The following is a 25845-nucleotide window of genomic DNA, read 5'->3' as shown; positions in this document are numbered from 1 at the left end:
TTATTAACGAATTAATTGAACTTAATAACATAAATGCATAAAAAGGCATAGGAACTTATCAATGATAAGTCCCTAAACCAACCCTATATTATAGGTAGTAGTAATTACTTAAGTTCAACTTCAGCTCCAGCTTCAGTTAATTGAGTTTTTAAAGCTTCAGCTTCTTCTTTAGAAACTTTTTCTTTTAATGGAGCAGGTGCTTTGTCAACTAATTCTTTAGCTTCTTTAAGACCTACACCAGTCATTTCTTTAACTAATTTTACGATAGCTAGTTTTGAAGAACCAGCTGATTTTAAAATTACGTCAAATTCAGTTTGCTCTTCAGCAGCACCGGCATCACCACCAGCGGCAGGACCAGCAACAGCAACAGCTGCAGCAGCAGGCTCAATACCATATTCGTCTTTAAGGATCTCTGCAAGCTCGTTAACGTCTTTTACTGTTAAGTTAACTAATTCTTCTGCAAGCTTCTTTAAATCTGCCATTTCTCTAAATATTAAAATATTAATTCTTTACTTTTTTTACTTATTCTTTTTCGGCTAGTGTCTGTAAGACACCATGTATTGTTGAACCACCTGATTGAAGTGCCGAAATAACATTCTTCGCTGGTGATTGTAATAGACTGATGATATCGCCTAGTAACTCGTCTTTAGACTTAATTGTAGCTAGAGCACCTAATTGGTCTGCTCCGATATACAATGATTCTTCAACGTAAGCACCTTTTAATACCGGCTTTTTATTAGCCTTAGCAAAATCTTGAATTAATTTTGCTGGTACATTACCTACATTTGTGAAGAAAACAGCTGAAGATCCAACTAGAGATCCATAAAGTTCTTCATAGTCACCTTCTGTTTGATCAAGAGCTTTAACGAATAGTGAGTTTTTCACCATCATCATTTTAACCTCTTTACTAAAACATAATCTACGAAGGTCACTTGTTTTACCTGCATCCATACCGCCAGCATCAACCACATAAAAGTGGTTATAGTCAGCAATATTCTGCTTTAGTTCTTTTACAAGTAAGCTTTTATCTTCCTTATTCATGATTCCTTTTTTCTGTAGTTAAACATTAAGCATCTACCGACTTGGGTTCAATACGAACACCGGGACTCATAGTACTAGAAAGACCAATACTTTTCACATAAGTACCTTTTGCTGAACTTGGCTTAAGTTTTAGAATAACATTCATAAACTCTTTCGCATTTTCAACTAGCTTTTGCTCATCAAAGGATACTTTTCCAACTGAAGCGTGAATTATTCCGAATTTATCAACTTTAAAGTCAATTTTACCCGATTTTACTTCTTGAACAGCCTTACCAACTTCCATTGTAACAGTACCACTCTTAGGGTTTGGCATAAGACCACGAGGACCTAAAACACGTCCTAATTGTCCAACTTTAGCCATAACACTAGGCATAGTAATAATCACATCGATGTCAGTCCAGCCACCTTTGATCTTTTCAACGTATTCATCCAATCCAACGTAATCAGCACCTGCAGCTTTCGCTTCTTCTTCCTTATCAGGAGTACAAAGTACAAGAACACGAGTTTCTTTACCAGTACCATGAGGAAGCGTACAAATACCTCTTACCATTTGGTTTGCTTTTCTTGGATCAACACCTAAACGTACGTCAATATCTACCGAAGCATCAAATTTAGTAGTGGTAATTTCCTTTACCAATTTGGCTGCTTCTTCGAGAGAATATTGTTTTCCCGCTTCGATTTTATCTAACGCTAACTTTTTACTTTTTGTTAGTTTTGTCATAACTCCAAAATGGTATTAAATTAATTATCACCTGGGAATTCACCATCAATGGTGATACCCATACTTCTGGCAGTTCCAGCAACCATACGCATACCGGATTCTACTGTAAAACAATTCAAATCAGCCATCTTATCCTCAGCAATTGCTTTAACTTGATCCCAATTTACTGATCCAACCTTTTTACGGTTTGGCTCAGGAGAACCTCCTTTAAGCTTTGCAGCATCTAAAAGTTGAACAGCTGCTGGTGGTGTTTTAATAACAAAATCAAAAGATTTGTCTGTATACACCGAAATAACAACTGGTAAAACTTTACCTGCTTTTTCTTGAGTTCTGGCGTTGAATTGCTTACAAAACTCCATAATATTTACACCTTTGGCACCTAATGCAGGACCTACAGGTGGTGAAGGGTTTGCTGCTCCACCTTTTATCTGTAATTTGATAAAAGTTTCTACTTCTTTAGCCATGTAGCAATTCTTATTAATTATTATATATATTAAAGGTGTGAACTAAACTTGCGTTGCAGTGGATAAGAGATAAATCCCTTATGGAAGCTTAACGTACAATTTAGAATAATTCAACTACTCTTTCTCAACCTGTAGAAAACTCAATTCCAATGGTGTTTTTCTTCCGAAAATTTTAACCATTACTTGAAGCTTTCTCTTTTCTTCATTTACTTCTTCGATAATTCCATTAAAACCATTGAATGGACCGTCTATAACTTTAACAGTTTCTCCAACAAAATATGGAATATCTAAATCCTCTTCAGTATCTGATAACTCATCAACTTTACCAAGAATCCTATTTACTTCAGACATACGTAAAGGTACCGCACTATTATCTCTATCACCTAAGAATCCGATAACATTGGGAATACTTTTAAGAATATGAGGAATCTCTCCAACAAGTGCAGCCTCAATCATTACATATCCTGGGAAGTAGTTACGTTCTTTACTGATTTTTTTACCATTACGAATTTGGTAAACTTTCTCAGTTGGAATTAAAACCTGAGCAATATAATCTTGAAGATTTAGACGCTCAATTTCATTTTCAACGTATTCTTTAACTTTTTTCTCTTTACCTCCAATGGCTCTTAATACATACCATTTTTTATCGACGCTACCCATCTATTACCAATTGTTAGTAAAGTTGTTTATATAACCAATCTAGTGTATTATCGAACGAAACATCCATTCCCCAAACAATAAGTGCAATTATAGTTGAAGCTACCATTACAATTAATGCACTATTTTGAAGCTCAGGCCAAGTTGGCCACGACGTCTTGTGAACTAATTCCTCTTGAACGTCTTTGAAATAATTAACAATCTTACTCACTGGATTATAATTTTATCTGAATACAAAGCATCATAAAAATGCTTAAATCTTTCTTTCTCTGCACGGGTTAAGAGACTCGAACTCCTGACACCTGGTTTTGGAGACCAGTGCTCTACCAACTGAGCTAAACCCGTATAACAAGAATAATGGAAGGATTTCTCCTTCCATTATCACCTATATTGTTACTCTACAATTTCAGTTACCTGACCTGCACCTACAGTTCTACCACCCTCACGGATAGCGAAACGAAGACCTTGATCGATAGCTACTGGGTAGATAAGCTCAACAGTGATTGTTACGTTATCACCTGGCATTACCATTTCAGTACCTTCTGGAAGAGAAATCTCACCAGTTACATCAAGAGTACGTAAATAAAACTGAGGACGGTATTTGTTATGGAAAGGAGTGTGACGACCACCTTCTTCTTTCTTCAATACATAAATCTCAGCTTTAAACTTAGTGTGAGGAGTAATTAATCCTGGAGCACCAAGAACCATACCTCTTTTGATTTCAGTTTTATCGATACCACGTAATAATAAACCTACGTTATCACCAGCTTCACCTCTATCAAGAATCTTACGGAACATCTCTACTCCTGTACATACAGTTTTCTTTCCTTCAGCACCTAAACCGATAATTTGCATTTCATCACCAGTGTTGATTACACCAGACTCAATACGACCTGTTGCAACAGTACCACGACCTGTAATTGAGAAAACATCCTCAACAGGCATTAAGAAAGGCTTATCAATATCACGTGGAGGAAGAGGAATCCATGTATCAACAGCTTCCATAAGCTCCATAATCTTTTCAGACCACTTAGCATCTCCATTAAGTCCACCTAAAGCAGAACCTTGGATTACAGGAGTGTTGTCACCATCAAACTCATAAAAGTCTAACAACTCACGAATTTCCATTTCTACTAACTCTAAAAGCTCTTCATCGTCAACCATGTCAACTTTGTTCATAAACACAACTAGTTTAGGAACGTTTACCTGACGTGCAAGTAGAATGTGCTCGCGAGTTTGAGGCATAGGACCATCAGTAGCAGCAACTACAATAATAGCACCATCCATCTGCGCAGCACCAGTTACCATGTTTTTCACATAATCGGCGTGACCTGGACAGTCAACGTGTGCATAGTGACGGTTTGCAGTTTGATACTCAACGTGAGCAGTATTAATTGTAATACCTCTTTCTTTCTCCTCAGGAGCGTTATCAATTTGATCAAAATCTCTTGCTTCTGATAACCCAGCTTCAGCCAAAACTTTTGTAATAGCAGCTGTTAAAGTGGTTTTACCGTGGTCTACGTGACCGATAGTACCGATGTTCACGTGAGGCTTTGACCTGTCAAAATGTTCTTTAGCCATAACTCGAATAATTAGACAATTAAAATATTAACTATTAATTTTTATAAAAAACCGAACCAGAAATAGAGCCAATGATGGGAATTGAACCCATGACCTCTTCCTTACCAAGGAAACGCTCTACCCCTGAGCTACATCGGCGGAAAAAGAGCGGGAGACGGGATTCAAACCCGCGACCCTTAGCTTGGAAGGCTAATGCTCTATCAGCTGAGCTACTCCCGCTTTTGCTTCGGGGCTACAAAGGTAATGATTTATTAATCAAAAACTTCGCAAACCCGAATAAAATTTAATATTTTCTGGTTCTTGTGGGCAGAGCAGGATTCGAACCTGCGAAGTCGAAAGACAACGGAGTTACAGTCCGTCCCAGTTGGCCGCTTTGGTATCTGCCCAAGTTCTTTTCGTTAAAAGAAACTTTATTTCATTTCACAGGCTGATTATATTACTATAATCAGCCTGTGATTTTATTTATTTTTTATCCTAAAAGTTTTACCTTTTTAAAACGGTGTGCAAATGTAGGATTATTTTTCCACTGCGCAAAAATAATTAGTTATTTTTTAATTATTTAGCTTTCACCTTCTCTTTGTACTTAATAAGTTGCTTTCTCATGGCTTCACAAGAAGAATCTACAGCTTCTTCAAAAGATTTATTCTGCTTCTTTGCAAATAAATCTCCTCCAGGAACTTTCAAGTTAATTTCAGCTACCTTATTCTCACTAGATTCAGCTTTATCAAGCTTCAATATAACTTCAGCATCAATAATACCGTCAAAAAACACATCTAATTTACTCACCTTCTGCTCAATAAAACCTTGTAAATGATCAGCGGCGTCAAACTTCACCGATTGAATTGTAATATTCATACGTAATCCTCCTTAAATTTAAGACCGCGGATGGGCCTGTTTATATATATCAGTTATTTTTTCAAAACTACTATGAGTGTACACTTCAGTAGCAGTTAAGTTAGAGTGACCTAACAATTCTTTTATAGCATTCAAATCAGCACCAGCATTCAATAACGATGTTGCGAAAGAATGCCTTAAAACGTGCGGACTCTTTTTTTGCAAGGTAGTAACAGATGACAAATATTTATTAACAACTCTGTAAATTAACTTAGCATATACCGCATCTCCTTTCTTTGTTAAAAAGAAAAATCCATTATCACCAATTTCAAATTCCCGATTTCTTACTACCAAGTATTTCTTAATTAATAACAAAAGATTTGCATTAAGAGGTATATAGCGCTGTTTTTTATATTTACCTGTAACTTTAATTTCTTTTAATGAAAAATCAAAGTCATTATCTCTTAAACCAACCAATTCAGAACGTCGCAATCCCACACCATACAACAATTCAAGAATGAGCCTATCTCTGACACCTTCATAATCGCTTGTAAAAGGGAATTCATCTAATAAAAGATCCATTTCGGACTCTCTTACAAATATTGGAATTTTTTTTGGAATTTTTGGAGTACTTATGTCTTTTGCCGGATTAATTTCGACAAATCCTTCACGCATAAGATAATTGAAGTATGATTTAAGTGATGTTATTTTACGACCTACACTTTTCGGTGCCATACCCTCACCTACCAAATAAACAACCCAACTACGAACTAGTTTGCGATTGACATCAGACACATGAGTTACATCTTTCTGCTTAGCAAAAAGAATAAATTGTTCGAGATCACAGCTATATGAAGCAATTGTATGTTCAGAACTGCGCTTCTCGAACTCTAAATATTTTATAAAAGATTCTATTAAAATCATGTAAGGTCAATTGGAGCTATTCGTTTAAACGAATATAACAAATTTTACACTATTGACCTTAAGAATTTAATTTAATCCTCGTTTTGTTGTAATTGCTGTATGTAAATAGCTTTTTTAACCTCTTCTCTTCTTTTAACAGAAGGTTTAGTGAAAGCTTGACGTGAACGCAAAGATCTCATCGCTCCAGTTTTCTCAAATTTTCTTTTGAATTTTTTTAATGCTCTCTCGATGTTTTCGCCTTCTTTAATTGGAATAACAATCATAACTATCTCCTTTGATTTTTTATTTTCTCTAAATTTTATTACTTAAATCTCAAATAATCAGAAACTTCCGAGTACATAACAGTACATTTGTTGATTATTTGCAGGTGCAAAGAAAGCAAAGTTTTTTCACGTCAACAAACTTTACGAATTCTTTTTACATCTAAACTTAACAAACCTAATCATAATGCACTAATTCACAACATACTACCAAGCTACTATATAAGGAATTATTTTACCCAACCCACTTCCTGTCAATTGTTTATAAAATTCAGATATTTCGCCACTATCCTTATATTTTTCGTACAATTTCAATACTTTTTCTGCTTGTTTTCTGTTGAGATATGCATGCTTGGCTAACATGGTTATATTATACTCAGACAAGTCTATTTTACGTATATCTTTCTGCGAAGCATAAAACTCAACTTTAATCGCCACGCAAAGCTGTTTATTAATTCCATAAACCTCATCAATCTGTTTCATATCATAAAAACCACCAAGGGCTTTACGAAAATTAATTATACGAGATGCCAATTTTGAACCAAGGTCATTTACCTTAACAAGATCACTGTAAGTTGCCTTATTAATATTTAGCTTACTTTTCTTATTAGGTATAAACTTAGTCTCAACTTTAGGGGCCTGCACTATCCTAACATAAGGTGAAATTTTATTATACAGAGTACTATCAACACCATAAATCTTTTTTAGGTCAGTTGTTTTTTTGAAACTACCACCTGCTTTACGATAAGATAAAAGATTTTTGGTTTGATATGAATTAAAACCCAATTTCATTAAGTCCTCCTTAGAAATAAGGTTAGGATCAAAACTAAACAATTGTAGAGGTCGATCGCGCTGTTCCTTAAGCGAATCATTAAGCGAATCATTAAGCGCAATGAAGTACCTTTCGTATTCAGTTACTTCTTTTTTGTAAATAAATTCGAAATATGATGGCAAAAGACCCCTTACTATCAATAGTATAATAATAAGACCCACAAGAACTATAATACCCCTTTGTTGCGACCGGGTATATAAAAGCAGTTTATCAAACATAGATTAGGTTTTAACGAGAGCTTAAAAAAAGTAAGCGCTATCATTTTAATAAGCAAAGACACCTTTTTTATAAAGCGAACTTCAATTATTAAAACAATAACGCCACCATTAAACTTCTAGTTTATTAGCTCTTATAAAAATAAGAACATTACTAGAAAAAGCAAATTTGTATTTTAAAAGACACCTAAGCTTTGCAATAAAACAATAGCTACTGCTACTGGAGCAATGTATTTTACAATAAGCATTATAACTTTAAATATAGCCACCTTTTTACCGTGACTCTCTAACTCTGCTCTTACAACTTCCTTATCTAAAACCCAACCAACAAAAATTGCTATTAAAAGACCTCCGAAAGGCAACAGCAAATTAGAGGATGTCCATTCAAAAAGATCAAATAACTTTGGTGACACCACACAAAACACGCCTAAAACCGTAATAGAAACAGCAGCTAAAACTGTTGCTTTTTTACGCTCAAGCTTTAATTCCTCAGAAAAATAAGCAACTACTACCTCAAGTAACGAAACCGATGAAGTTAAGGCAGCAATTAATAGCAATATAAAAAAGGCTACAGCAAAAACATATCCGCCCATCATTTGACTAAAAACTTGTGGCAAAACTACAAACACCAAACCTGGGCCTTCACCCGGCTCAATACCAAAAGCAAACACCGCTGGAAAAATAGCCACCCCCGATAAGATTGCAATTAATGTATCAGCAAAAGAAACAGACACTGCAGTATTCAATAAATTTTCTTTTTTTGAAATGTAAGATCCGTAAGTTGCAATAACACCCATACCAATACTTAACGAGAAGAAAGCTTGCCCAAGTGCACTTAGAATTACATCACCAGTAATCTTACTAAAATCGGGCTTAAATAAAAATTCAATACCAACCATTGCCCCATCTAAGGTAACAGCCCTTAAACAAAGAACAACTATAATTACAAACAACAAAGGCATTAGCACCTTAGTATATTTTTCAATTCCGTTTTGAATACCTCCACGCACAATAAATGCGGTCATTGCCATGAAAACAACAAGGTAAAAAATTGGCTGAATAGTAGACCCTGAGAATGTATCGAATAAAACTTTGAGCTCTGCATTACTCTGCCCTGCTAATTGATTAGTTACTGCAAGCCATATATACTCAACAGTCCAACCAGCAACCACTCCATAAAATGACAATATTAAGAAAGCTGCTGCAACCCCCATAATACCGACAATTTTAAAAAAAGGAGCTTTGGGGGCTAAGGATGGAAAAGCCCTAAATGCATTCACCTGTGCTTTTCGCCCAATCATTAACTCAGATAGCATTACTGGAATTCCAATAAGTACAATAAAAAATAAATACAATAACAAAAAGGCCCCTCCGCCATTTTCTCCAACAACATATGGGAAACGCCAAATATTACCTAAACCTACTGCCGAACCTGCCGCCGCTGCTATTACACCAAACTTACTTGAGAATCCATCTCTATTACTATGAGCCATAATGAATTAATAATGTTTACAAAGTGCAAATATATTGAAAAAAGAAAGCCCCCACCAAAAATGGTGAGGGCTTTAAAGTTATTTTGTACTATTTAACTTATAGTACGTCAATACAGTTAAGATCGCTGTAAGCAACTTTTAATCTTTCAACTAAAGAAACTTGACCTTTTCTTAACCATACACGTGGATCGTAATATTTTTTGTTTGGCTTATCGTCACCATCTGGGTTACCAATTTGAGCTTGTAAGTACTCACGGTTTTCAGCTTCGAATACGCGGATACCATCCCAAGTAGCCCATTGTGTATCTGTATCGATGTTCATTTTAACAACACCATAACCGATAGCTTCGCGGATTTCTTCTAAAGTAGAACCTGATCCACCATGGAATACAAAGTTTACTGGGTTTGAAGATAAACCATGCTTCTCCTCGATGAATTTTTGAGAGTTATCAAGAATTTTTGGAGTAAGAACAACGTTACCTGGCTTATATACACCGTGTACATTACCGAAAGAAGCCGCAATTGTGAAGTTAGGACCAACTTCTTTTAATACTTCGTAAGATTGGTTTACTTCTTCTGGTTGAGTATAAAGTAAAGCGTTGTCAACATCAGAGTTATCAACACCATCTTCTTCACCTCCTGTAATACCTAATTCAATCTCGATAGTCATACCGATTTTGTTCATTCTTTCGAAATAAGCTTTACAAGTTGCTAAGTTTTCTTCTAAAGGCTCCTCAGAAAGGTCTAACATATGAGAAGAAAATAATGGCTTACCTGTTTCTTCGAAATGCTTTTCACCAGCATCTAATAATCCGTCGATCCAAGGTAATAATTTTTTAGCAGCGTGGTCAGTATGAAGAATCACTGGCACACCATAAGCTTCAGCCATAATATGTACATGCTTAGCAGCAGCTACAGCACCTAAAATTTGAGCTTCTTGACCTGCAAGACCAATACCTTTACCTGCACAGAAAGCAGCACCACCGTTTGAAAGCTGAATGATAACTGGAGAGTTAACTACTTTAGCAGCTTCTAAAACACCGTTAATTGAATCAGTACCAACAACGTTTACTGCTGGAATTGCAAAACCGTTTTCTTTTGCTACTTGAAATAACTTTTGTACATCATCACCAGTAACAACACCTGGTTTTACTACATCTAAAACTTTTTTCATCGTGTCTTTATTTATAATAATTTAGAGACCTTCCTGTTAAATATGCAACAGGCAACATATATTAATTAACTTATTTTCTTCTTACCTATAATTTCTGATAAGCAATACTCTGTTTATGAATTAATAAACGGACAAAACTGACAGAAATCATATTTGTTGCGCAAAAGTACAAAATTATTAAGAAACTGTATATTAATTATAATTAAAATACACGATGCTTTATAGCAGAAAACATAATACGCAGCAATATTTAGTTTAAAAAGGATAACCTATTGCAAAATTAAAAGCTAAATCATCCCAAACAAAGGCCCGATTAGCAGGAATCCATCTCTCGCCTTTGGGTAAAACAGGGTCTTTTAATTTTACTCCCATATCCAAACGAAAAACAAAATATTTCATATCAAATCTTGCTCCTAACCCTGTACCAACAGCTAACTTTTCAACAAAACTGTTAAATGCAAACTTACCTCCTGGTTGACTCTCTTCTTCTCGAAGGTTATAAACGTTACCCACATCTAAAAAAACAGCCCCTTCAAGAGCACCAATTAATTTAAAACGATGCTCAATATTAAACTCTATTTTAATATCACCAACCTGATTGTAAAAACTCAAACTATCAGAACTAAATGAACCAGGCCCTAAACCGCGAACAGGCCATGCTCTAATACTATTTGCCCCTCCCGAAAAATAACGCTCTTCAAACGGCAATACATTTAAATTACCATATGGAAAACCAACACCTATAAACATTCGGTAAGCTATACTATTTACAGAATTTACGTATTGATGGTAGCGCAAATCGATATCTCCTTTAATGAACTGAGCATAACGAATTCCTAAGACTTCGTAATATCCCTCCTCTTCTTTATTTAAGAATGAATGCGCTACTAAGTCAAATATATTTCCACCTTCGCTAAAATTAAAGTTCGCGTATAAAAAGTTTTTACGGACACCTACTTGTTGCTCATTATAAACGATTGAATAAGATAATCCTCCTATTAAGTGATCTTGATAAGAGTACTGCAAATAAGTATCCTTAATTTGATCCCAAAAATCGGGATGTAATGATTCTGGAGGAATTACCACATAATTAAGCCCGAATGGCGTAAACGAATGAGAAACATACTTATTTCCCTTCCAAAGGTAACCAATTCGTGCATTGGCGATAGTTCTAGTATAATCTGGTCTGCGCTGATAATTATAAGAGGCAGAAAGAGATGTTTTAGGGTTATAACGTTTCCTAAAACTTGAAACTTTAAATGGCATCCAAAATTTAGGGAAAATAATACGCGTTTCAGCACGTACTTCAACTGTATTAAACCCTTCTTTTTCCCTTGTTTGTTGATTTTGAGCTGAAGCACCAAAATTAACATTAAGCTCTTCAGCCCCCTTAAAAATATTTTTGTTTTGATACTTAATATTCCCCCCAGCTCCAAGGTTACCCGATGAATTTATTCCTTCTATTTCCACAGCATACGATTGTGGCTTGGCTGGCACTAATTGCACATTACATTGCAACCACTTAACATCACCTTTCGCAGTATCCGGAGCCTGAACCTCCTGAAAGCTCACATTAATAAATCTATAAATACGTAGACTTGATAGTAAACTATGGGTTCTTTTTACCAAGCTGGCTTGATAAGTTTGTCCTGGAATTATGTAATTGGAATTGTAAATAACTTCAGGTTTCACATTCATTTCACCATCATGCAGAAAGTAAAGCCCTTTGTATTGTAGAGTATCAAAGCCTGCAAAATATTCATTTTGATCTTTAACTACTTTCTTAGGATCAACTCCTAGTCTGAAATAAACATCTTTTATATTATAGGTTGGATGATTATAGAGAGAATCCTCACCATTTGTTATTTCTAAGCGCGCTTTACTGATAACTAAGGAATCGTTTACTAAATAGTTACCCAAAGTTGTATCTACCTTAAAATGGATGGCTTCCTTAGAAAAACCATAATAACCATTCTCTTGCAAATATTTTGTAATTCGATCCCTTTCAGCATCGTGCAATGTCACATCAAAAGGCGACCCATTCTTAAGCAAACTGTTTAGCGAATCTGATTGCACCAAGGCTTCAATCTCAGCATCGTTGCTTTGAACTGCAAAATCATTTACCTTAAATTGTTCGCCTGCATTTATATCGTAAATAACCTTTAGCTTTTTAGCGCGTTTCTTTTTAACACTGTCAACTACTACTGAATGATAATACCCTTTATTACGCATATAAATAGATAACTGATCAGTAGTTTGATCTGCTAAAAAACTATCGTATACAACAGGAGCTTCACCAGAAGACTTTAATTTTTTGTTAATCCACTTTGAAGAATCCTTCCCTGCTAAATTATACAACCACAAGTGAAATTTAAGTCCTCCTAAAATTGTTACATTAGAGTGCTGCTTAATAAATGGTTTATAAGCATCCTTGGAAATACCCTTTGCCGTATTTTTAACCTCTACTTTAGTTAACAAGTAAGATCCATCAGGTACATTTCGTGTAGATTTACATCCAACTAAAATTAAAACTGAGACTAAAACAATATAAACTCTAAAACTTCTCAATGGTTAATTTGAAATATTTATTTTTGCAATACATAACAGGGCACTAAAATACTATAACATTTAGGCATTCTTATAAAATATTACACCAAAATTGTATTTAGGTTCATTAAATATGAAACATCAAAGAACACCATCAATTCTGAAGCAATATTTTAAAAAAGAAAACAGTGTGATACAGAATGCTTACTTGTTTATAAACAGCTATAAATACTAAAAAAATGATTACAAATAATCAGATAAAACTAATTAACTCACTAGCCAAGAAAAAACACAGAGATGCAAATCAACTTTTTATTGCTGAAGGTGATAAGTTAGTTTATGATTTATGTGTTAACAATCATCCAATTGAACATATTTATGCGACTTCTGAATGGATTCATTCACATTCTATATCTAGCTCAATACCAATTTCAGAAACCAACAATCAATATCTGAAGAAGGTAACACAACTTAAAACGGCACCGCAAGTTATTGCCCTTTGCAAAATTAAAGAAGATACTACTGATAAAATTGACCTTAGTAAAGAGTTGGTTATTGCCCTAGATAATATCCAAGACCCTGGGAATCTGGGTACCATTATTAGATTGGCTGATTGGTTTGGCATTAAGCATATTATTTGCTCAAATGAGACTGTAGATGTTTATAACCCAAAAGTTGTTCAAGCTACAATGGGTGCCATAGCCAGAGTCAACACCAACTACACCGTACTCACAAAATTTTTAGAAGATATTAAGGAAGATATTCCTGTGTATGGTACTTTTTTAAATGGCGATAATATATATCAGTCTAAATTAAGCACCAATGGTATTATTGTGATGGGTAACGAAGGACAGGGCATCAGTTCTGAAATTGCTCAGTTAGTGAACAAGCGCTTATTAATACCCAATTTTTCGGATACACAGAATACTTCTGAATCGCTAAATGTATCTATGGCCACTGGCATTACCTTATCTGAATTCAAACGTAATTTATCTCATTAAATAAATAAGCTTCTAAGTTGTTTTGTCTATAGTCAACAACTTAGAGGCTTATTAACTCTGCTCCGTGTGTTTCAATTATTTCAAAGCGATGCGGTAAACTACTTAACGGACACAACACGATACTTCCCCTTACTACGTATGTAAATAAGAACTTCAGCATTGGTATTATTACAAAGCTGATGAACGCCACCACCTGTTGATGCAAAATAACTCCCGGGAGATAAAAGTTTCTCTGAAGTTTGTGTTTTAGATGAATAGCCGGGCTCCCCGTTTATTACCACAGCTTTAAAACTTTCTTCTGCTGAAATAACTTTTCCTTTAAATCCTGCGGGCAACTTTATTAGTGAGCCATTCAAATCGCTTACTGCCTCATCCCATAAAAATGTGACCTGAGCGGTATTATTTGTGTTAGTTTCTGACTGAACCCACTCTATATCTGCTGCATTCAGCCATACTAAATTCGACTCCTCTACATTCACAGGACGCTCTCCACTATCAAAATGCTCCTCTTCGGGTAAAACCAAATAAGGACCTTCTTCAATTTCTATGTAAGCCAAAGTATAATTACCTTCTGCAGCTGTTATGTGTACTTCACCTTTAGGTTGTGTCCAAAACGACCCAGCTGGCATCCACATTTTTGCAGCTTCAGGATCATCGTTATGCAACACCCCACTAATAACAACACCACGATATGAGACATTATGAATATGAGGTGGCGATGAAAATCCATCATTGGGTTTTAGCAAAAATCCAGTGGCTTCCGTGCCCTTTCTATCCCCCCACAGGGTACCTGCTTTTGGAGCTAGATCACCTCGTTTTGGATTCAGGTGCGTCCACTCCACATCAGAAGCCAATACCAACTCATAGTTTGCTGTGTCAATTGGTTCTTTACTATCTTTTGTTGCATTATTGCATGAGCTAAATAATGCCAAGACTGCAAAAATCTGTATCAATTTCATACTTAATCATTAAAAGTTTATTGTCAAAAGGGTCAATATTCGATTTGGATTCATTCTCATCAAAACATTCCCATATTATAAGTAACACAAACATAGGCACTATGTTGATTCCATAAGATGTAAGAAAATGGGTAATTATTGTATAAAACATGGATAAATACGAACTACTAATAACAAGCTAAGATTTCAAATAGTATGAATATTCGCCTTAACTTATCTATTTTTGTGCAATACATAGTTTGAAATAATATGAATGGAATGGAAATACTCCTAAATCCGGTTGTTGTAGCAGTTATTGTTATGATAATACTGTGCCTAGCGCGCATGAATGTAATACTCTCGCTAATTATTGCGGCTTTAGTTGGAGGTGCTATGGCTAATAAATCGCTTGAGGAATCCATCAACCTGCTTATTCAAGGCATGGGCGATAATGCCAAAACAGCATTGAGCTATCTTTTATTAGGCGCTTTTGCTGTGGCCATTGAAAAAACAGGTGCAGCATTATTGTTAGCGCGCAAAGTAACCCAAATTACCAAGGGCAAAAAAGGAATTCTTCTTTTAGGCATTACCTCTCTTGCTTGCGCTTCTCAAAACCTTATCCCCGTTCACATTGCCTTTATTCCTATTGTGATCCCTCCCCTTTTGCACCTTATGAATAAAATGAATCTTGATAGAAGAGCTGCTGCCACCGCACTTACCTTCGGCTTAAAGGCTCCGTATATTATGATACCGGTTGGTTTTGGCTTGGTATTCCATAACCTTATTCAAGAACAAATGACCGCAAACAAGCTTGCCATAGAAACCAATCAAATTTGGAAAGCCCTTTTTATTCCGGGCTTAGGAATGATTGTAGGGCTATTATTTGCTCTATTTATAAGTTACCGTAAAGCCCGAGTTTATAAAAACATCCTCCCAAACGAAGAAAAGGAAGAAGAGTTGAAATTTGAGAAGAAACACCTATTCACATTATTGGCGGCTATTATTGCCTTTGTGGTTCAGTTGATAACTGACTCCCTTGTTTTAGGGGCCATTGCCGCACTCATAACCATGTTTGCCACTAGGGCAATAACTTGGAAAGTATTAAACGAATCGGTGAACGGCGGTATTGCCATGATGGGATTTGTGGCCATTGTAATGCTCGTAGCTGCTGGTTTTGGTAATGTAATACGCGAAACGCAAGGGGCAGGACAATTGGTAGAAGCCATACAAAGTAGCATTGGACATAGCAAAGTAATTGCTGCTACGCTTATGCTGGTGCTCGGTTTATTTTTAACCTTAGGTATTGGCACTTCATTTGGAACTGTGCCTATTTTAGCAGCTTTATTTTGTCCCTTGGGAGAGTCCTTAGGATTTTCAACCATGGCTATTGTTGCGCTATTGGGTACAGCCGCTGCCTTGGGCGATGCTGGTTCTCCAGCTTCGGATAGTACCTTGGGACCTACTGCCGGACTGAACGTTGATGGACAGCACGATCACATTTGGGATACCTGCGTACCAACATTCCTGCATTTCAATATTCCGCTTATTATATTTGGAGTAATTGCTGCCTTGGTATTATAAATCCTGATCAAAACTTAACTTCAATTAAAAACCGATCAATCTTCTATGGAAATAAATACAAAATCGCCCCTTGACGATAAGGCTACAAAACTAAAATATCAGTTTATCATCAACTTTGGAAAGGCGGCGCATGCCTATGGTTCATCTTCCATTAGGTTGGAGATATATCTTGGGAGATTATCTGATGTTTTAAAAATAGATGGCCATTTTAGAGTTACCCCAAATCAACTTATTTTTGCTTTTAACGAAGAGGATAAAATTGGCCAGACTACTCACCTATCGTCTGTTATTAGTGGCAGCTTCGATATGCACAAATTAGCTAAGCTTGATGAGCTTGCGAGTGAGCTTGATACCGGTGAAATATCCATTGAAGAAGCTTTTAACAGACTTAAGGAAATACAAAAACTAAAAAACCCATTTGGATATAGTTGGACCGGACTGAGTTATATTTTTGCAGGAGTTGGTTTCGCAGGAATTTTATCTGGCAGCTGGATGGATGTGTCATTCTCGGGATTAATGAGCTTAATTGTTTATGGCATTGTACTGATTTCTAAAAACTCGAAAGAGCGATGGGCCAGCTTAATTCCTATAAGTACGGCCTTTGTGGTAGCTGTGCTATCTGTATTGTTAAAACACTTCTTTATTAGTGAGCTCAATTATATTGCCGTAACCTTATCGGCTATTATTATTCTAATTCCAGGTTATTCGGTAAGTATCGGCATTTCTGAATTAGTGAATAGTCATGTCATATCGGGCTTAACCAATCTGATTAATGGTCTCGTTTATTTATTAAAACAATTTGTAGGCGCATGGGTCGGTTTCACCTTAGTGTTGGCATTTATAAATGTAAACCCTGCCGTTGCACAACCCATTGATCCCATTTGGATGTGGATGCTCATTCCAATATTAATTATAGCATTGCCAATAGTATTTCAAACTTCAGCCAACGATTTTGGATGGGCCATACTCTCCTGTACCATTGCCTATTTAGGTTTTCTGTTTGGGAGCGAGCTTGGAGATAACAACATAGGCGTTCTCATAGGCTCCGTTTTAGCAGGAATTTTTGCCAATACTTGGGAGTGGAAAACTAAAAAACCTGGCTCAATTGTATTGCTTCCGGCAATTATGATACTTGTGAGTGGTAGTATCGGATTCCGAGGACTTGTTTCGGTGGCTCAAGGAGACGCAGATGGTACTGCGCAATTTCTCGAAATGTTTATTATTGCTGCCACCTTAGCGGCAGGTTTTATTATTGCCGATGCTTTAATTAAACCTAAATACAATCTGTAAATTATTCCCTTTCGATAGTATTTTTTAAGCCAAAAGCAGGCTTGTGATATGGGTATTACTTTAATAATAATTATAATTGTTCCGCAATTAATCATAAGCCAATACAAATGAGCAAAATTCTAATTTTAGATATAGAAACAACGGGCTTTCAGAACCAAGGAGGAAGCATAGTAGAAATAGGCATTGTTGAATTATGCCTTGAATCGGGAAATGTAAAAACAATTTTTGATTCACTTATGCGTGAGGATATTTTAACAGCCAAACACCGCGAAGAACCAATGGGTTGGATTTTTCGCAACTCTAGCCTTACAGTTGAAGAAGTGCGAGATGCTCCACTAGCCAAAGATGTACTACCACAGGTGCAAGACGTTTTAAACCAATATCCATTGGGATGCACGGCCTATAACAAAAACTTCGATTTTGGCTTTCTAAAAAGCCGTGGTTTAAAAATTAAAGAACTGCCCTGCCCTATGATACTATCAACCGATATTTGCCAGTTGCCCAACAAAAATGGCTACGACAATTACAAATGGCCATCGGTTGAAGAAGCTTGGAAACACTTTTTCCCAACACAACCATACAATGAATTACACCGTGGTGCCGATGATGCCAAACACGAGGCTTTAATTGTGTACGAATTGTATAAGATGGGTGTATTCGAGTTAAACTAGATAAACGCCCACATTTCAGCAAGGCTAAACCATTACTCACTTCAGGGGTTCTATTAAGGAATATTAAAACCCTGAGACTATGTTTAAGATTTTTAAAAAGAAAACAGAGCTTGAAAAACTCGAAAGCCAATATCATAAACTTTTAAAGGAAGCGCATAGCTTATCTACCACAAACAGAAAGCTAAGCGATAACAAATCGGTTGAAGCAAATCAAGTATTGGCAAAAATTGAGGCCTTAAAACTAAATAGCTAGCTTATGGGGTTTTATCAATTTAAAAGCAGTCAGTATTTTAATAATAGCCTCGATGAGCTGTGGGAATTTATCTCAAACCCTCGCAACTTAAAAACCATTACGCCCGACTATATGGGCTTTGATATACAAACCGAGGATTTGCCCGAGAAAATGTACGAGGGTATGATAATCAAATACAAAGTTTCGCCGGCACTTGGTATTAAAACCACTTGGGTAACTGAAATAACCCATGTAAAACACCAACATTATTTTGTTGACGAACAGCGGATGGGCCCTTATAAGGTATGGCATCACGAGCACTTTTTAGAACCTGCTGGTACCGGCACCATAATGCGAGATATAGTTAGCTACCAACCGCCGTTTGGTATTTTAGGAAACCTAGCAAACACAATCCTCATCAAGAGAAAACTGAACGAAATATTCGACTACCGCTCCATGGCTTTAAAAGAGCGATTTCCGCAAGAGTAGTTCCTAGCCAATAAAAAAGCGATACTGTAGTGAAAGGGTTTATTTTACTTCCACGAATCAGGAATATCGTTAAAGTTTTCCAATTTTGTGCATCCTCTAAAACAAAACGTTCCACTTGCATTGGTATCGTCCCATAAGGTAGGCGCATTTCCTTGTAGGTTAGTGCAATCAGAAAAAGCAAGATTATAGACGCCTTGTTCTATATTATCGAACAATTGATTTGGAATGCTTTGCAGTTTATCACAATATGAAAAAGATGAGTAAAAACGTTTGGCATTTATGTTATTAAGGAATAATTTTTCAGGGATGACATGTAAATTATGATTTTGTGAAAACGCGCCCTCAAAATTCTCAGCTGAAATATTATGTGTAAATAATTCTTCTGGAATAGTATGAATATTACAAGCATAAAAAACATTGCTAAAGTCTGTAGCATTTACATTTGTCTTGAATAAATCTCCAGGAATATCGGAAAGCATTGTACAGCCCCAAAAAGTTTTCCTAAAAGCATTTATATTACTTGTATACGATAAAAAATCGTTAGGAAGCGAGCTTATCTTTGTATTATTTTTAAAGGCTATACTATTCAGTTGAGGTGAGTTTTTTAAACACTCATCAGAAACAGATTGTATGTTTGTGTTATTAACAATTAAATTTTCGATATCAGAAACAACAATTAATTCTTTCAGTTGCTTACTTTCCAGTGCTAATAATTTAGTTTGCTCGCTATCGTATTTTCCCTTAAATACGATATGTTGCTCCTCATTATCTACTGATTCTATAATTATTTCTTTGGTGGGTTCATCAATTCTAATTTCTCTTTCGTCATTAATAGAAATTACACCGTAAAATCCAGGCATCTGAAGTTTTAAGTCCTGATAACTTCGTTCGGTTTTTATTTCTAATAATATACTATCAGAGAAATCGACATCCGTGATTTTATCAGAACAAGAAATGCAACTAAATATTGCAAGAAAAAGAATAATTATTGGTCTCATATTATGTTTTCGCAGCAAATTCAATAAACGTGCCACCAAAACAAACTTCGATACTTTACCATCAACTTTAGTGTAAGCTGTGCAGAAAAGCAATTAATTAAATGCTTAGATTTCTCGCACTGCCTTAAGATTCCTTCGTGCCTCGGAATGACGAGAGGCGTACGGTATTGCGTCATCGCGATGCAAGAAGCGATCTCAAGGAGAGCTGCAAAGTACACCAGCTTACAAGAACTACCCAGCACTAAACCAGCTCTATCGTTTAGATACACGCAGTGCGTGCAACATAATATTTTATAGTATATATGCTAGATTTTTTATAATGCAGTATTATCTTAGATGCCTAGTAAAGAGTACAACAGATAAAAACCTCTTTCCTTAATTTACTATGAAAACAATTAAACCTTTATCTCTAATTATCATGCAATTAACAAAAATCCTACTTGCATTACTTCTATTGTTATTAATTACTAACTGTAATAAAGATAACACACCTGCAACAGAAGAGGCTGATATTGAAAACAACACAGATGAGTCAAACGAAGAAAACAGTACTGATGATCCCGATTCTGAAAATAACGATGACGATGACGGTAATGAAACAGATACGGAAGACATTATACCGCAGCACTATTTAAATTTAATAACAGGACTATTATTAATTGGTGAAGATGGTAACCCACAATCATTTGTAGGTAATTATTCAAACAAAGATGCGATTCAAAAGCCAACCGAAAGTAATGATATGACTAGCAATGCCATATCCATTTATCCAAATCCTTATCTAGACTATTGCTATATACAAACTCCTGCTGACCTAAAAAATATTTGGTTTGTTAAAGGGGAGCGAACAAACGAGTTTAATAATGTAGATTTTAGCAATATAGCTATTGACACTACAAATCTATCGGTATCAACAGAACTTCTTCTTACTGATATTCCTAAAGGGAACATCATATCTTTAAACACCTCTAATCTTGAAGAAGGTTTTTATAAGGTTATTATGGAAACTGAAGACAATGAACTTGTATGGTTTAGTACTTATAAAAAAGACGTCTCTTCTGAGAATCCAATACCTGAATGGTATGAATATTGGAATTAAAATTTAACATTTCAATTCAACCAACAAAACTCCGGTCACCCCCTGCGTTAGCGATTGCAGCGACATCCTTTGCAAGCCCATTATGGCGAGTAAAGATATAGCGTAAAGCGCGGCCCTTTAGGGAACGCCCTTATAATACCAAAAACATCATCGAATGATTGGTATAAATAGGAAAAGGACTACTCAGAAAACTGAATAGTCCTTTTGCATTGTCGATTTACACTATTATTATATTATTTAAACCATAAGGGCAGTTTAGAAACTAAAACCCACTTTTATAGATGGCATTACATCTTGAAAGAATTCGGTAAAATAAATTTGTGGTTCTATGTAGATATGCTTGCTTAACGATTTACGAACGCCAAACTTAAGGGTATTATCCTCATACATGTTGCCTTGTTTGTTGGTTAAATATCCCAACTTAAAGGTGTAGGCATTGGTTTTGTCGGGGTCTTTTGAGAAGTCGCGTCGATAGCCAATGCTCGCAAACTGATTAATATTTCGCTTATCAGGATTTGAAAAGTCGTATTGCCATTCGTAATAAATATTATACGTGTTCTTTCTAATACCTTTCTTGTTAAACGATAGTCCCATGGCTAATTCAAAACTAGCTACCCAAGCATTCTTAACACTTTCTAATCCGGTATTACCACTCAGAATAATTTGATCTCCGGGGTACTTGTTGGCCTCGTATTGTCTTTTATAACTGTTATCATCACTCACCGAGTAATGCAATTTGGCAATATGTTTGCCACCATAATCTTGATCTTTATTGTTTTTAATATCTGCCATTAATTGGTTTAATACGCCTAACAATTCGTCATCAATTATTTGATGCAACTGCTCAATGGTATCGAATTTCAGAATATAAGTATAGGTTTTATTACTAAACTGAAGCTGGTGCTTTTGTAGGTAATAAATATTGGCATCAAAATTCTCTGAAGAAATGATTTGTTCTTCAACCTCCTTGTTATTAATCAGTAATTGGTGCGAGCTTTCTCTAACAGAACTATTGGTACTTGTGCTGCTTAATATTTGTCCATCCATTTCTTTTATGGTAAATGAAGTGGACGATTGCTTCATAATTTCCGATAGGTTTGATGTTTGGTAATAACGGAAAAAGCGGTTAATATTTTGGGCTATACAAGCGGTATCAACATTGTGCTTGTAAATGTCTTCGCCCTTTATTTCAACGGCTGCTTTATTGGGTAGCGTAATTTTTACTACATCGTTTTTTGTTGAGGCAGCGCTCAATTGCACCAAGCCTATCAACAGGCTCAGGGCAATAAATATTCGTGGTTTATTTTGCATTTTGTTTTTCTTTATAAACGAATTCTTCCACTTGCAGGCGCCTTGCTTATAGTTGATTTCGATTTGTTAAATATTACGAGTTTTACTTTATTTTTTTCTTGCGATGATGAAATAGCATTCTCTTTATCAGGATTTAAAGACGCTACCAAAGCCGCTTCGTTAATTTCTAAGCTTACATCTTGCTTAACTTCGGCTTGCTGATATACCAGTAAACTACTGCTTAATGCGGCTAAGCTATCTTCGTACTGCTTTAAGGCTTGTTTACTATTGCTTAACTCCACTTGCATATGAGCAAGTGCATTTACCGATTGTTGGTATTCATTTTTAAGTGTACTAAGTTCTTCGCTAGCCTCATTAACATACACCTGCTTCACAATTGTTTTTACAATGGTATCTGTTACTATTTGTGCCATGGCTTGTTGCTTTACTGGTAAAGCTTCTGCTGATTTTGCGTTATTTTGCAAAACTTGTATTTGGTGTGCCATAGCCGTGGTGCTCTGTGCCAATTGGGCATTACGGTATTCTGAACGGCCCCATCCGCCAAGCAAAAAGAAGATGATTATGGCAACTGCTATTTGTTGCCAAGTAATGCGCGGCTTAGCACTATGGCCTCCATCATTTATATTTTGCCAAACTAAGGCTTTATCAAATCCAATATCTGAAGACTTTTCGTCCCATGCCTCAACTTGCTGTCTAATTTCTTGTTCTGCGGACTTCTTCATATCTAATTTCTGTTTTATTAATCATTTGCTGCAGTTGTAATCGTGCCTTTCGCAATTGCGACTTAGAGGTATTTACTGAGATGTCGAGCTTCTGGGCAATCTCATCGTGTTTAAATCCCTCAATTACATACAGGCTAAAAACGGTTCTATATCCATCGGGTAATTCAAAAAGCATTTGCATTAAATCGGCTTCTAGCAGGGCCTGATCGGCACTGATGGTATCTTCAGCAATTTCTTCAATTAGTTCTAACTCGGCGTAAAACACCTTTCTTTTTCGTAACTCCATTAACGATTGGTTAATGGCCACCTTCTTCATCCACGATTTTAGTACTACTTCTGTTTCGATATCGGTATCTGCCAGTTTCTCAAAAATATTTACAAAAGCTTTTGACAAAACCTCGTGCGCATCATCGCGGTTGGCCATATAACGATAGCAAACGCGATAGAGAAAATCTCCATACATTTTAAACAGCTCGTGCTGAGCTTTGTGTTTTTTCTTTTTTAAATCTCGTAAGAGCTTCTTCACTATTAAGGTTTTTTTGCTTTGCTTACTTTAAGAATGCAGACTGAAAACAAAAGGTTGCCTGAAAGATATAAAGTTTACATAAAAAGCTGCTTTTGTAATGCACATATGACACACCAAAAATCCGATTACACAAAAACCTGACAGTGACAATGTAATTCTGACAGTGTTTTGATAGTATTATGGCACAAAAAGCACTTGGCACAGTTTATGAAAAAACCATACTCGTAAATTTTAAATATTTAAAACTTAAAAATATGTCAACATTAAAAGGAAAGATTTTAGCTGGAAAGATCTTAGTGAAGCCACAAGCGGCAGAAACAAAAACTGCTAGTGGAATTATTATTCCTGACTCGGCAAAAGAGAAACCGCAACAAGGAGAAGTTGTATTGGTAGGTGCCGAAAAAAATGATGAGAAAATGGAAATCGCTGTTGGCGATGTAGTTCTTTATGGCAAATATGGCGGTACTGAATTAAACATCGACGGAGTAGATTACCTACTTATGGCTCAATCAGACGTATTATTTATTAACTAATCAAGCATCTTTAAAATATAAAGAAAATGGCTAAAGAAATTAAATTCGATATTGAAGCTCGCGACCTACTTAAACAAGGTATTGATGAGTTGGCTAACGCAGTAAAAGTAACATTAGGTCCTAAAGGTCGTAATGTAATCATCGACAAAAAATTCGGACCTCCAGCTATCACTAAAGATGGTGTATCGGTTGCTAAAGAGATTGAGTTAAAAGACCCGTATGCAAACATGGGTGCGCAAATGGTTAAAGAAGTAGCTTCTCGTACAGGTGATAACGCTGGTGACGGAACAACTACTGCTACTGTATTAGCACAATCAATTGTTAGCGTTGGTTTAAAAAACGTTACTGCTGGTGCTAACCCAATGGAGCTTAAAACAGGTATCGATAAAGCTGTTAAAGTTGTAAAAGAGAGTATTGCTGCTCAATCGGAAGTGATTGGCGAGCACAACGAAAAAATAGAGCAGGTTGCTAAAATTTCGGCTAACAACGATGCTGAAATTGGTAAACTAATTGCTGAGGCTTTTAAAGCGGTTACTAAAGAGGGTGTTATTACTGTTGAAGAGGCTAAAGGTATTGAAACTACTGTTGAAGTGGTTGAAGGTATGCAGTTCGACAGAGGTTATATTTCTCCTTACTTTGTGACTAACACAGAGAAAATGGAAGCTGAATTAGAGAATCCTTATATCTTAATTCACGACAAAAAAATCTCTACAATGAAGGATCTTATGCCAGTACTTGAGCCAGCTGCTCAGTCGGGTCGTCCTTTATTAATTATTGCCGAAGATATTGATGGCGAAGCATTGGCTACTTTAGTGGTAAATCGCTTACGCGGATCGTTAAAAATTGCTGCTGTTAAAGCTCCAGGTTTTGGCGACAGAAGAAAAGAAATGTTACAAGATATTGCCATCTTAACTGGCGGTACTGTAATTTCTGACGAGGTAGGTTTAACGCTTGAGCAAGCTACATTAGAAATGTGTGGTTCGGCTGCTAACGTTACTTTAGATAAAGAAAACACAACTATCGTAAACGGTATTGGTGCTAAAGAAGCTATCGAAGACAGAGTAAATCAAATTAAATCTCAAATCGAGAATACTACTTCTGATTACGACAAAGAAAAGTTACAAGAGCGTTTAGCTAAGTTAGCTGGTGGTGTTGCTGTACTTTATGTAGGTGCTGCTTCTGAGGTTGAAATGAAAGAGAAAAAAGACCGTGTTGACGATGCTTTAAGTGCTACTCGTGCTGCTGTTGAAGAAGGAATTGTTCCTGGAGGTGGTGTTGCACTTATCCGTGCTATCGACCAATTAGAAGGTTTAGCTGGCGATACTGAAGACGAAACTACGGGTATCGAAATTGTAAAACGTGCAATTGAAGAGCCATTACGTCAGATTGTTGCCAACGCTGGTAAAGAAGGTGCTGTTGTGGTACAAAAAGTTCGCGAAGGCGAAGGTGATTTTGGTTACAACGCTCGTATCGATGAGTACCAAAACTTCTTAGCAAGCGGTGTAATCGATCCTGCTAAAGTAACACGTATTGCGCTTGAGAACGCTGCTTCTATTGCAGGTATGTTCTTAACAACAGAGTGTGTTTTAGTTGATATCCAAGAAGACGAGCCAGCTGCTCCACCAATGGGTGGCGGAATGGGCGGAGGTATGCCTGGAATGATGTAAGCATAAACATCACATAATATATATAAGCCCCTGCAAACTCGTTT

28 protein-coding genes and 4 tRNA genes are annotated in these 25845 nt (G+C 36.1%); 9 read left to right on the top strand and 23 right to left on the bottom strand.

Going from position 1 to position 25845, the window contains the following annotated elements; all coding sequences use genetic code 11:
- Window positions 1-104: 104 nt before the first annotated feature.
- From rplL to tamL, 18 genes are all read right to left on the bottom strand, one after another.
- Window positions 105-482 carry a 50S ribosomal protein L7/L12 gene (gene rplL, locus A8B35_RS04710; RefSeq protein WP_075602228.1) on the bottom strand — a complete coding sequence of 126 codons (378 nt, stop codon included), beginning with the start codon at window positions 480-482 and terminating at the stop codon, window positions 105-107.
- A 40-nt stretch (window positions 483-522) separates the two neighbouring features.
- On the bottom strand, window positions 523-1041 hold the full coding sequence (gene rplJ / locus A8B35_RS04705) for a 50S ribosomal protein L10 (protein WP_075602227.1): 519 nt from the start codon (window positions 1039-1041) through the stop codon (window positions 523-525).
- 25 nt (window positions 1042-1066) lie between these two features.
- Complete coding sequence (gene rplA, locus A8B35_RS04700; RefSeq protein ID WP_075602226.1) at window positions 1067-1762, bottom strand: 50S ribosomal protein L1; 696 nt, start codon at window positions 1760-1762, stop codon at window positions 1067-1069.
- 20 nt (window positions 1763-1782) lie between these two features.
- Window positions 1783-2226 carry a 50S ribosomal protein L11 gene (gene rplK / locus A8B35_RS04695; protein ID WP_075602225.1) on the bottom strand — a complete coding sequence of 148 codons (444 nt, stop codon included), beginning with the start codon at window positions 2224-2226 and terminating at the stop codon, window positions 1783-1785.
- A 114-nt stretch (window positions 2227-2340) separates the two neighbouring features.
- Window positions 2341-2886, bottom strand: a complete 546-nt coding sequence (gene nusG, locus A8B35_RS04690) for a transcription termination/antitermination protein NusG (protein ID WP_075602224.1) — start codon at window positions 2884-2886, stop codon at window positions 2341-2343.
- A gap of 13 nt (window positions 2887-2899) precedes the next feature.
- Window positions 2900-3094: a preprotein translocase subunit SecE gene (gene secE, locus A8B35_RS04685; protein ID WP_075602223.1), complete on the bottom strand. Its 195-nt coding sequence runs from the start codon at window positions 3092-3094 to the stop codon at window positions 2900-2902.
- Window positions 3095-3155: 61 nt separating this feature from the next.
- Window positions 3156-3228 (bottom strand) — tRNA-Trp (locus A8B35_RS04680).
- Between the two features lie 48 nt (window positions 3229-3276).
- The gene (gene tuf / locus A8B35_RS04675) at window positions 3277-4464 is read right to left on the bottom strand and encodes an elongation factor Tu (protein WP_075602222.1); all 1188 of its coding nucleotides are present in this window, start codon (window positions 4462-4464) and stop codon (window positions 3277-3279) included.
- Between the two features lie 66 nt (window positions 4465-4530).
- A tRNA-Thr gene (locus A8B35_RS04670) sits at window positions 4531-4602 on the bottom strand.
- A gap of 8 nt (window positions 4603-4610) precedes the next feature.
- Window positions 4611-4683, bottom strand: a tRNA-Gly gene (locus A8B35_RS04665).
- Between the two features lie 84 nt (window positions 4684-4767).
- Window positions 4768-4850 (bottom strand) — tRNA-Tyr (locus A8B35_RS04660).
- Window positions 4851-5019: 169 nt separating this feature from the next.
- Window positions 5020-5319, bottom strand: a complete 300-nt coding sequence (hpf, locus tag A8B35_RS04655) for a ribosome hibernation-promoting factor, HPF/YfiA family (protein ID WP_075602221.1) — start codon at window positions 5317-5319, stop codon at window positions 5020-5022.
- Window positions 5320-5337: 18 nt separating this feature from the next.
- Window positions 5338-6222, bottom strand: coding sequence for a tyrosine-type recombinase/integrase (locus tag A8B35_RS04650; RefSeq protein ID WP_075602220.1), 885 nt, complete (start codon window positions 6220-6222; stop codon window positions 5338-5340).
- A 71-nt stretch (window positions 6223-6293) separates the two neighbouring features.
- Window positions 6294-6485 (bottom strand): 30S ribosomal protein S21, encoded by a 192-nt coding sequence (rpsU, locus tag A8B35_RS04645; protein WP_075602219.1) that lies wholly within the window; start codon window positions 6483-6485, stop codon window positions 6294-6296.
- Between the two features lie 204 nt (window positions 6486-6689).
- Window positions 6690-7532 carry a helix-hairpin-helix domain-containing protein gene (locus A8B35_RS04640; protein WP_075602218.1) on the bottom strand — a complete coding sequence of 281 codons (843 nt, stop codon included), beginning with the start codon at window positions 7530-7532 and terminating at the stop codon, window positions 6690-6692.
- 173 nt (window positions 7533-7705) lie between these two features.
- Window positions 7706-9022 (bottom strand): sodium-dependent transporter, encoded by a 1317-nt coding sequence (locus A8B35_RS04635; RefSeq protein WP_075602217.1) that lies wholly within the window; start codon window positions 9020-9022, stop codon window positions 7706-7708.
- Between the two features lie 97 nt (window positions 9023-9119).
- Window positions 9120-10196: a class II fructose-bisphosphate aldolase gene (gene fbaA / locus A8B35_RS04630; protein ID WP_075602216.1), complete on the bottom strand. Its 1077-nt coding sequence runs from the start codon at window positions 10194-10196 to the stop codon at window positions 9120-9122.
- 255 nt (window positions 10197-10451) lie between these two features.
- Window positions 10452-12764 (bottom strand): translocation and assembly module lipoprotein TamL, encoded by a 2313-nt coding sequence (tamL, locus tag A8B35_RS04625; protein WP_083634315.1) that lies wholly within the window; start codon window positions 12762-12764, stop codon window positions 10452-10454.
- Window positions 12765-12982: 218 nt separating this feature from the next.
- On the opposite strand from tamL, the gene A8B35_RS04620 reads away from it, so the two are divergent.
- Complete coding sequence (locus A8B35_RS04620) at window positions 12983-13744, top strand: RNA methyltransferase (RefSeq protein ID WP_075602215.1); 762 nt, start codon at window positions 12983-12985, stop codon at window positions 13742-13744.
- Between the two features lie 98 nt (window positions 13745-13842).
- Here A8B35_RS04620 and A8B35_RS04615 read toward each other — a convergent pair whose 3' ends face one another.
- On the bottom strand, window positions 13843-14703 hold the full coding sequence (locus tag A8B35_RS04615) for a DUF4437 domain-containing protein (protein WP_075602214.1): 861 nt from the start codon (window positions 14701-14703) through the stop codon (window positions 13843-13845).
- 258 nt (window positions 14704-14961) lie between these two features.
- On the opposite strand from A8B35_RS04615, the gene A8B35_RS04610 reads away from it, so the two are divergent.
- The 5 genes from A8B35_RS04610 to A8B35_RS04595 all read left to right on the top strand — a co-directional run bounded on the left by A8B35_RS04610 (window position 14962) and on the right by A8B35_RS04595 (window position 18945).
- Window positions 14962-16263: a Na+/H+ antiporter family protein gene (locus A8B35_RS04610; RefSeq protein ID WP_222844097.1), complete on the top strand. Its 1302-nt coding sequence runs from the start codon at window positions 14962-14964 to the stop codon at window positions 16261-16263.
- Between the two features lie 45 nt (window positions 16264-16308).
- A complete protein-coding gene (locus tag A8B35_RS04605; RefSeq protein WP_075602212.1) occupies window positions 16309-17553 on the top strand; it encodes a threonine/serine exporter family protein in 1245 nt (414 codons plus the stop codon).
- 107 nt (window positions 17554-17660) lie between these two features.
- Window positions 17661-18224: a 3'-5' exonuclease gene (locus A8B35_RS04600; protein WP_075602211.1), complete on the top strand. Its 564-nt coding sequence runs from the start codon at window positions 17661-17663 to the stop codon at window positions 18222-18224.
- A 79-nt stretch (window positions 18225-18303) separates the two neighbouring features.
- Entirely contained in the window at window positions 18304-18477 is a 174-nt protein-coding gene (locus A8B35_RS23145; RefSeq protein ID WP_139314811.1) for a Lacal_2735 family protein, read from the top strand.
- Between the two features lie 3 nt (window positions 18478-18480).
- Window positions 18481-18945 carry an SRPBCC family protein gene (locus tag A8B35_RS04595; protein ID WP_075602210.1) on the top strand — a complete coding sequence of 155 codons (465 nt, stop codon included), beginning with the start codon at window positions 18481-18483 and terminating at the stop codon, window positions 18943-18945.
- 44 nt (window positions 18946-18989) lie between these two features.
- Here A8B35_RS04595 and A8B35_RS04590 read toward each other — a convergent pair whose 3' ends face one another.
- Window positions 18990-19943, bottom strand: coding sequence for a hypothetical protein (locus tag A8B35_RS04590; RefSeq protein WP_075602209.1), 954 nt, complete (start codon window positions 19941-19943; stop codon window positions 18990-18992).
- Window positions 19944-20361: 418 nt separating this feature from the next.
- On the opposite strand from A8B35_RS04590, the gene A8B35_RS04585 reads away from it, so the two are divergent.
- The gene (locus A8B35_RS04585) at window positions 20362-21042 is read left to right on the top strand and encodes a hypothetical protein (RefSeq protein ID WP_139314810.1); all 681 of its coding nucleotides are present in this window, start codon (window positions 20362-20364) and stop codon (window positions 21040-21042) included.
- A gap of 255 nt (window positions 21043-21297) precedes the next feature.
- Here A8B35_RS04585 and A8B35_RS04580 read toward each other — a convergent pair whose 3' ends face one another.
- Genes A8B35_RS04580 through A8B35_RS04570 form a run of 3 tightly spaced genes read right to left on the bottom strand, consistent with a single transcriptional unit; the run spans window position 21298 to window position 23601 of the window.
- Complete coding sequence (locus tag A8B35_RS04580; protein ID WP_075602207.1) at window positions 21298-22353, bottom strand: hypothetical protein; 1056 nt, start codon at window positions 22351-22353, stop codon at window positions 21298-21300.
- A gap of 11 nt (window positions 22354-22364) precedes the next feature.
- Window positions 22365-23075: a hypothetical protein gene (locus tag A8B35_RS04575; protein WP_075602206.1), complete on the bottom strand. Its 711-nt coding sequence runs from the start codon at window positions 23073-23075 to the stop codon at window positions 22365-22367.
- Window positions 23047-23601 (bottom strand): RNA polymerase sigma factor, encoded by a 555-nt coding sequence (locus A8B35_RS04570; RefSeq protein ID WP_171973156.1) that lies wholly within the window; start codon window positions 23599-23601, stop codon window positions 23047-23049. The genes A8B35_RS04575 and A8B35_RS04570 overlap by 29 nt, the downstream gene beginning before the upstream one ends.
- 254 nt (window positions 23602-23855) lie before the next feature.
- Here A8B35_RS04570 and A8B35_RS04565 point away from each other — a divergent pair, with 254 nt between their 5' ends.
- Together A8B35_RS04565 and groL are read left to right on the top strand one after the other, a co-directional pair.
- Entirely contained in the window at window positions 23856-24134 is a 279-nt protein-coding gene (locus tag A8B35_RS04565; RefSeq protein WP_075602287.1) for a co-chaperone GroES, read from the top strand.
- Window positions 24135-24160: 26 nt separating this feature from the next.
- On the top strand, window positions 24161-25801 hold the full coding sequence (groL, locus tag A8B35_RS04560) for a chaperonin GroEL (protein ID WP_075602204.1): 1641 nt from the start codon (window positions 24161-24163) through the stop codon (window positions 25799-25801).
- Window positions 25802-25845: the final 44 nt, after the last annotated feature.

The organism is Saccharicrinis aurantiacus, from assembly GCF_001660705.2.
GTDB lineage: Bacteria > Bacteroidota > Bacteroidia > Bacteroidales > Marinilabiliaceae > Saccharicrinis > Saccharicrinis aurantiacus.
Note: the sequence above shows the minus strand (reverse complement) of the source record. Positions and strands in the feature narration are given on the sequence as shown.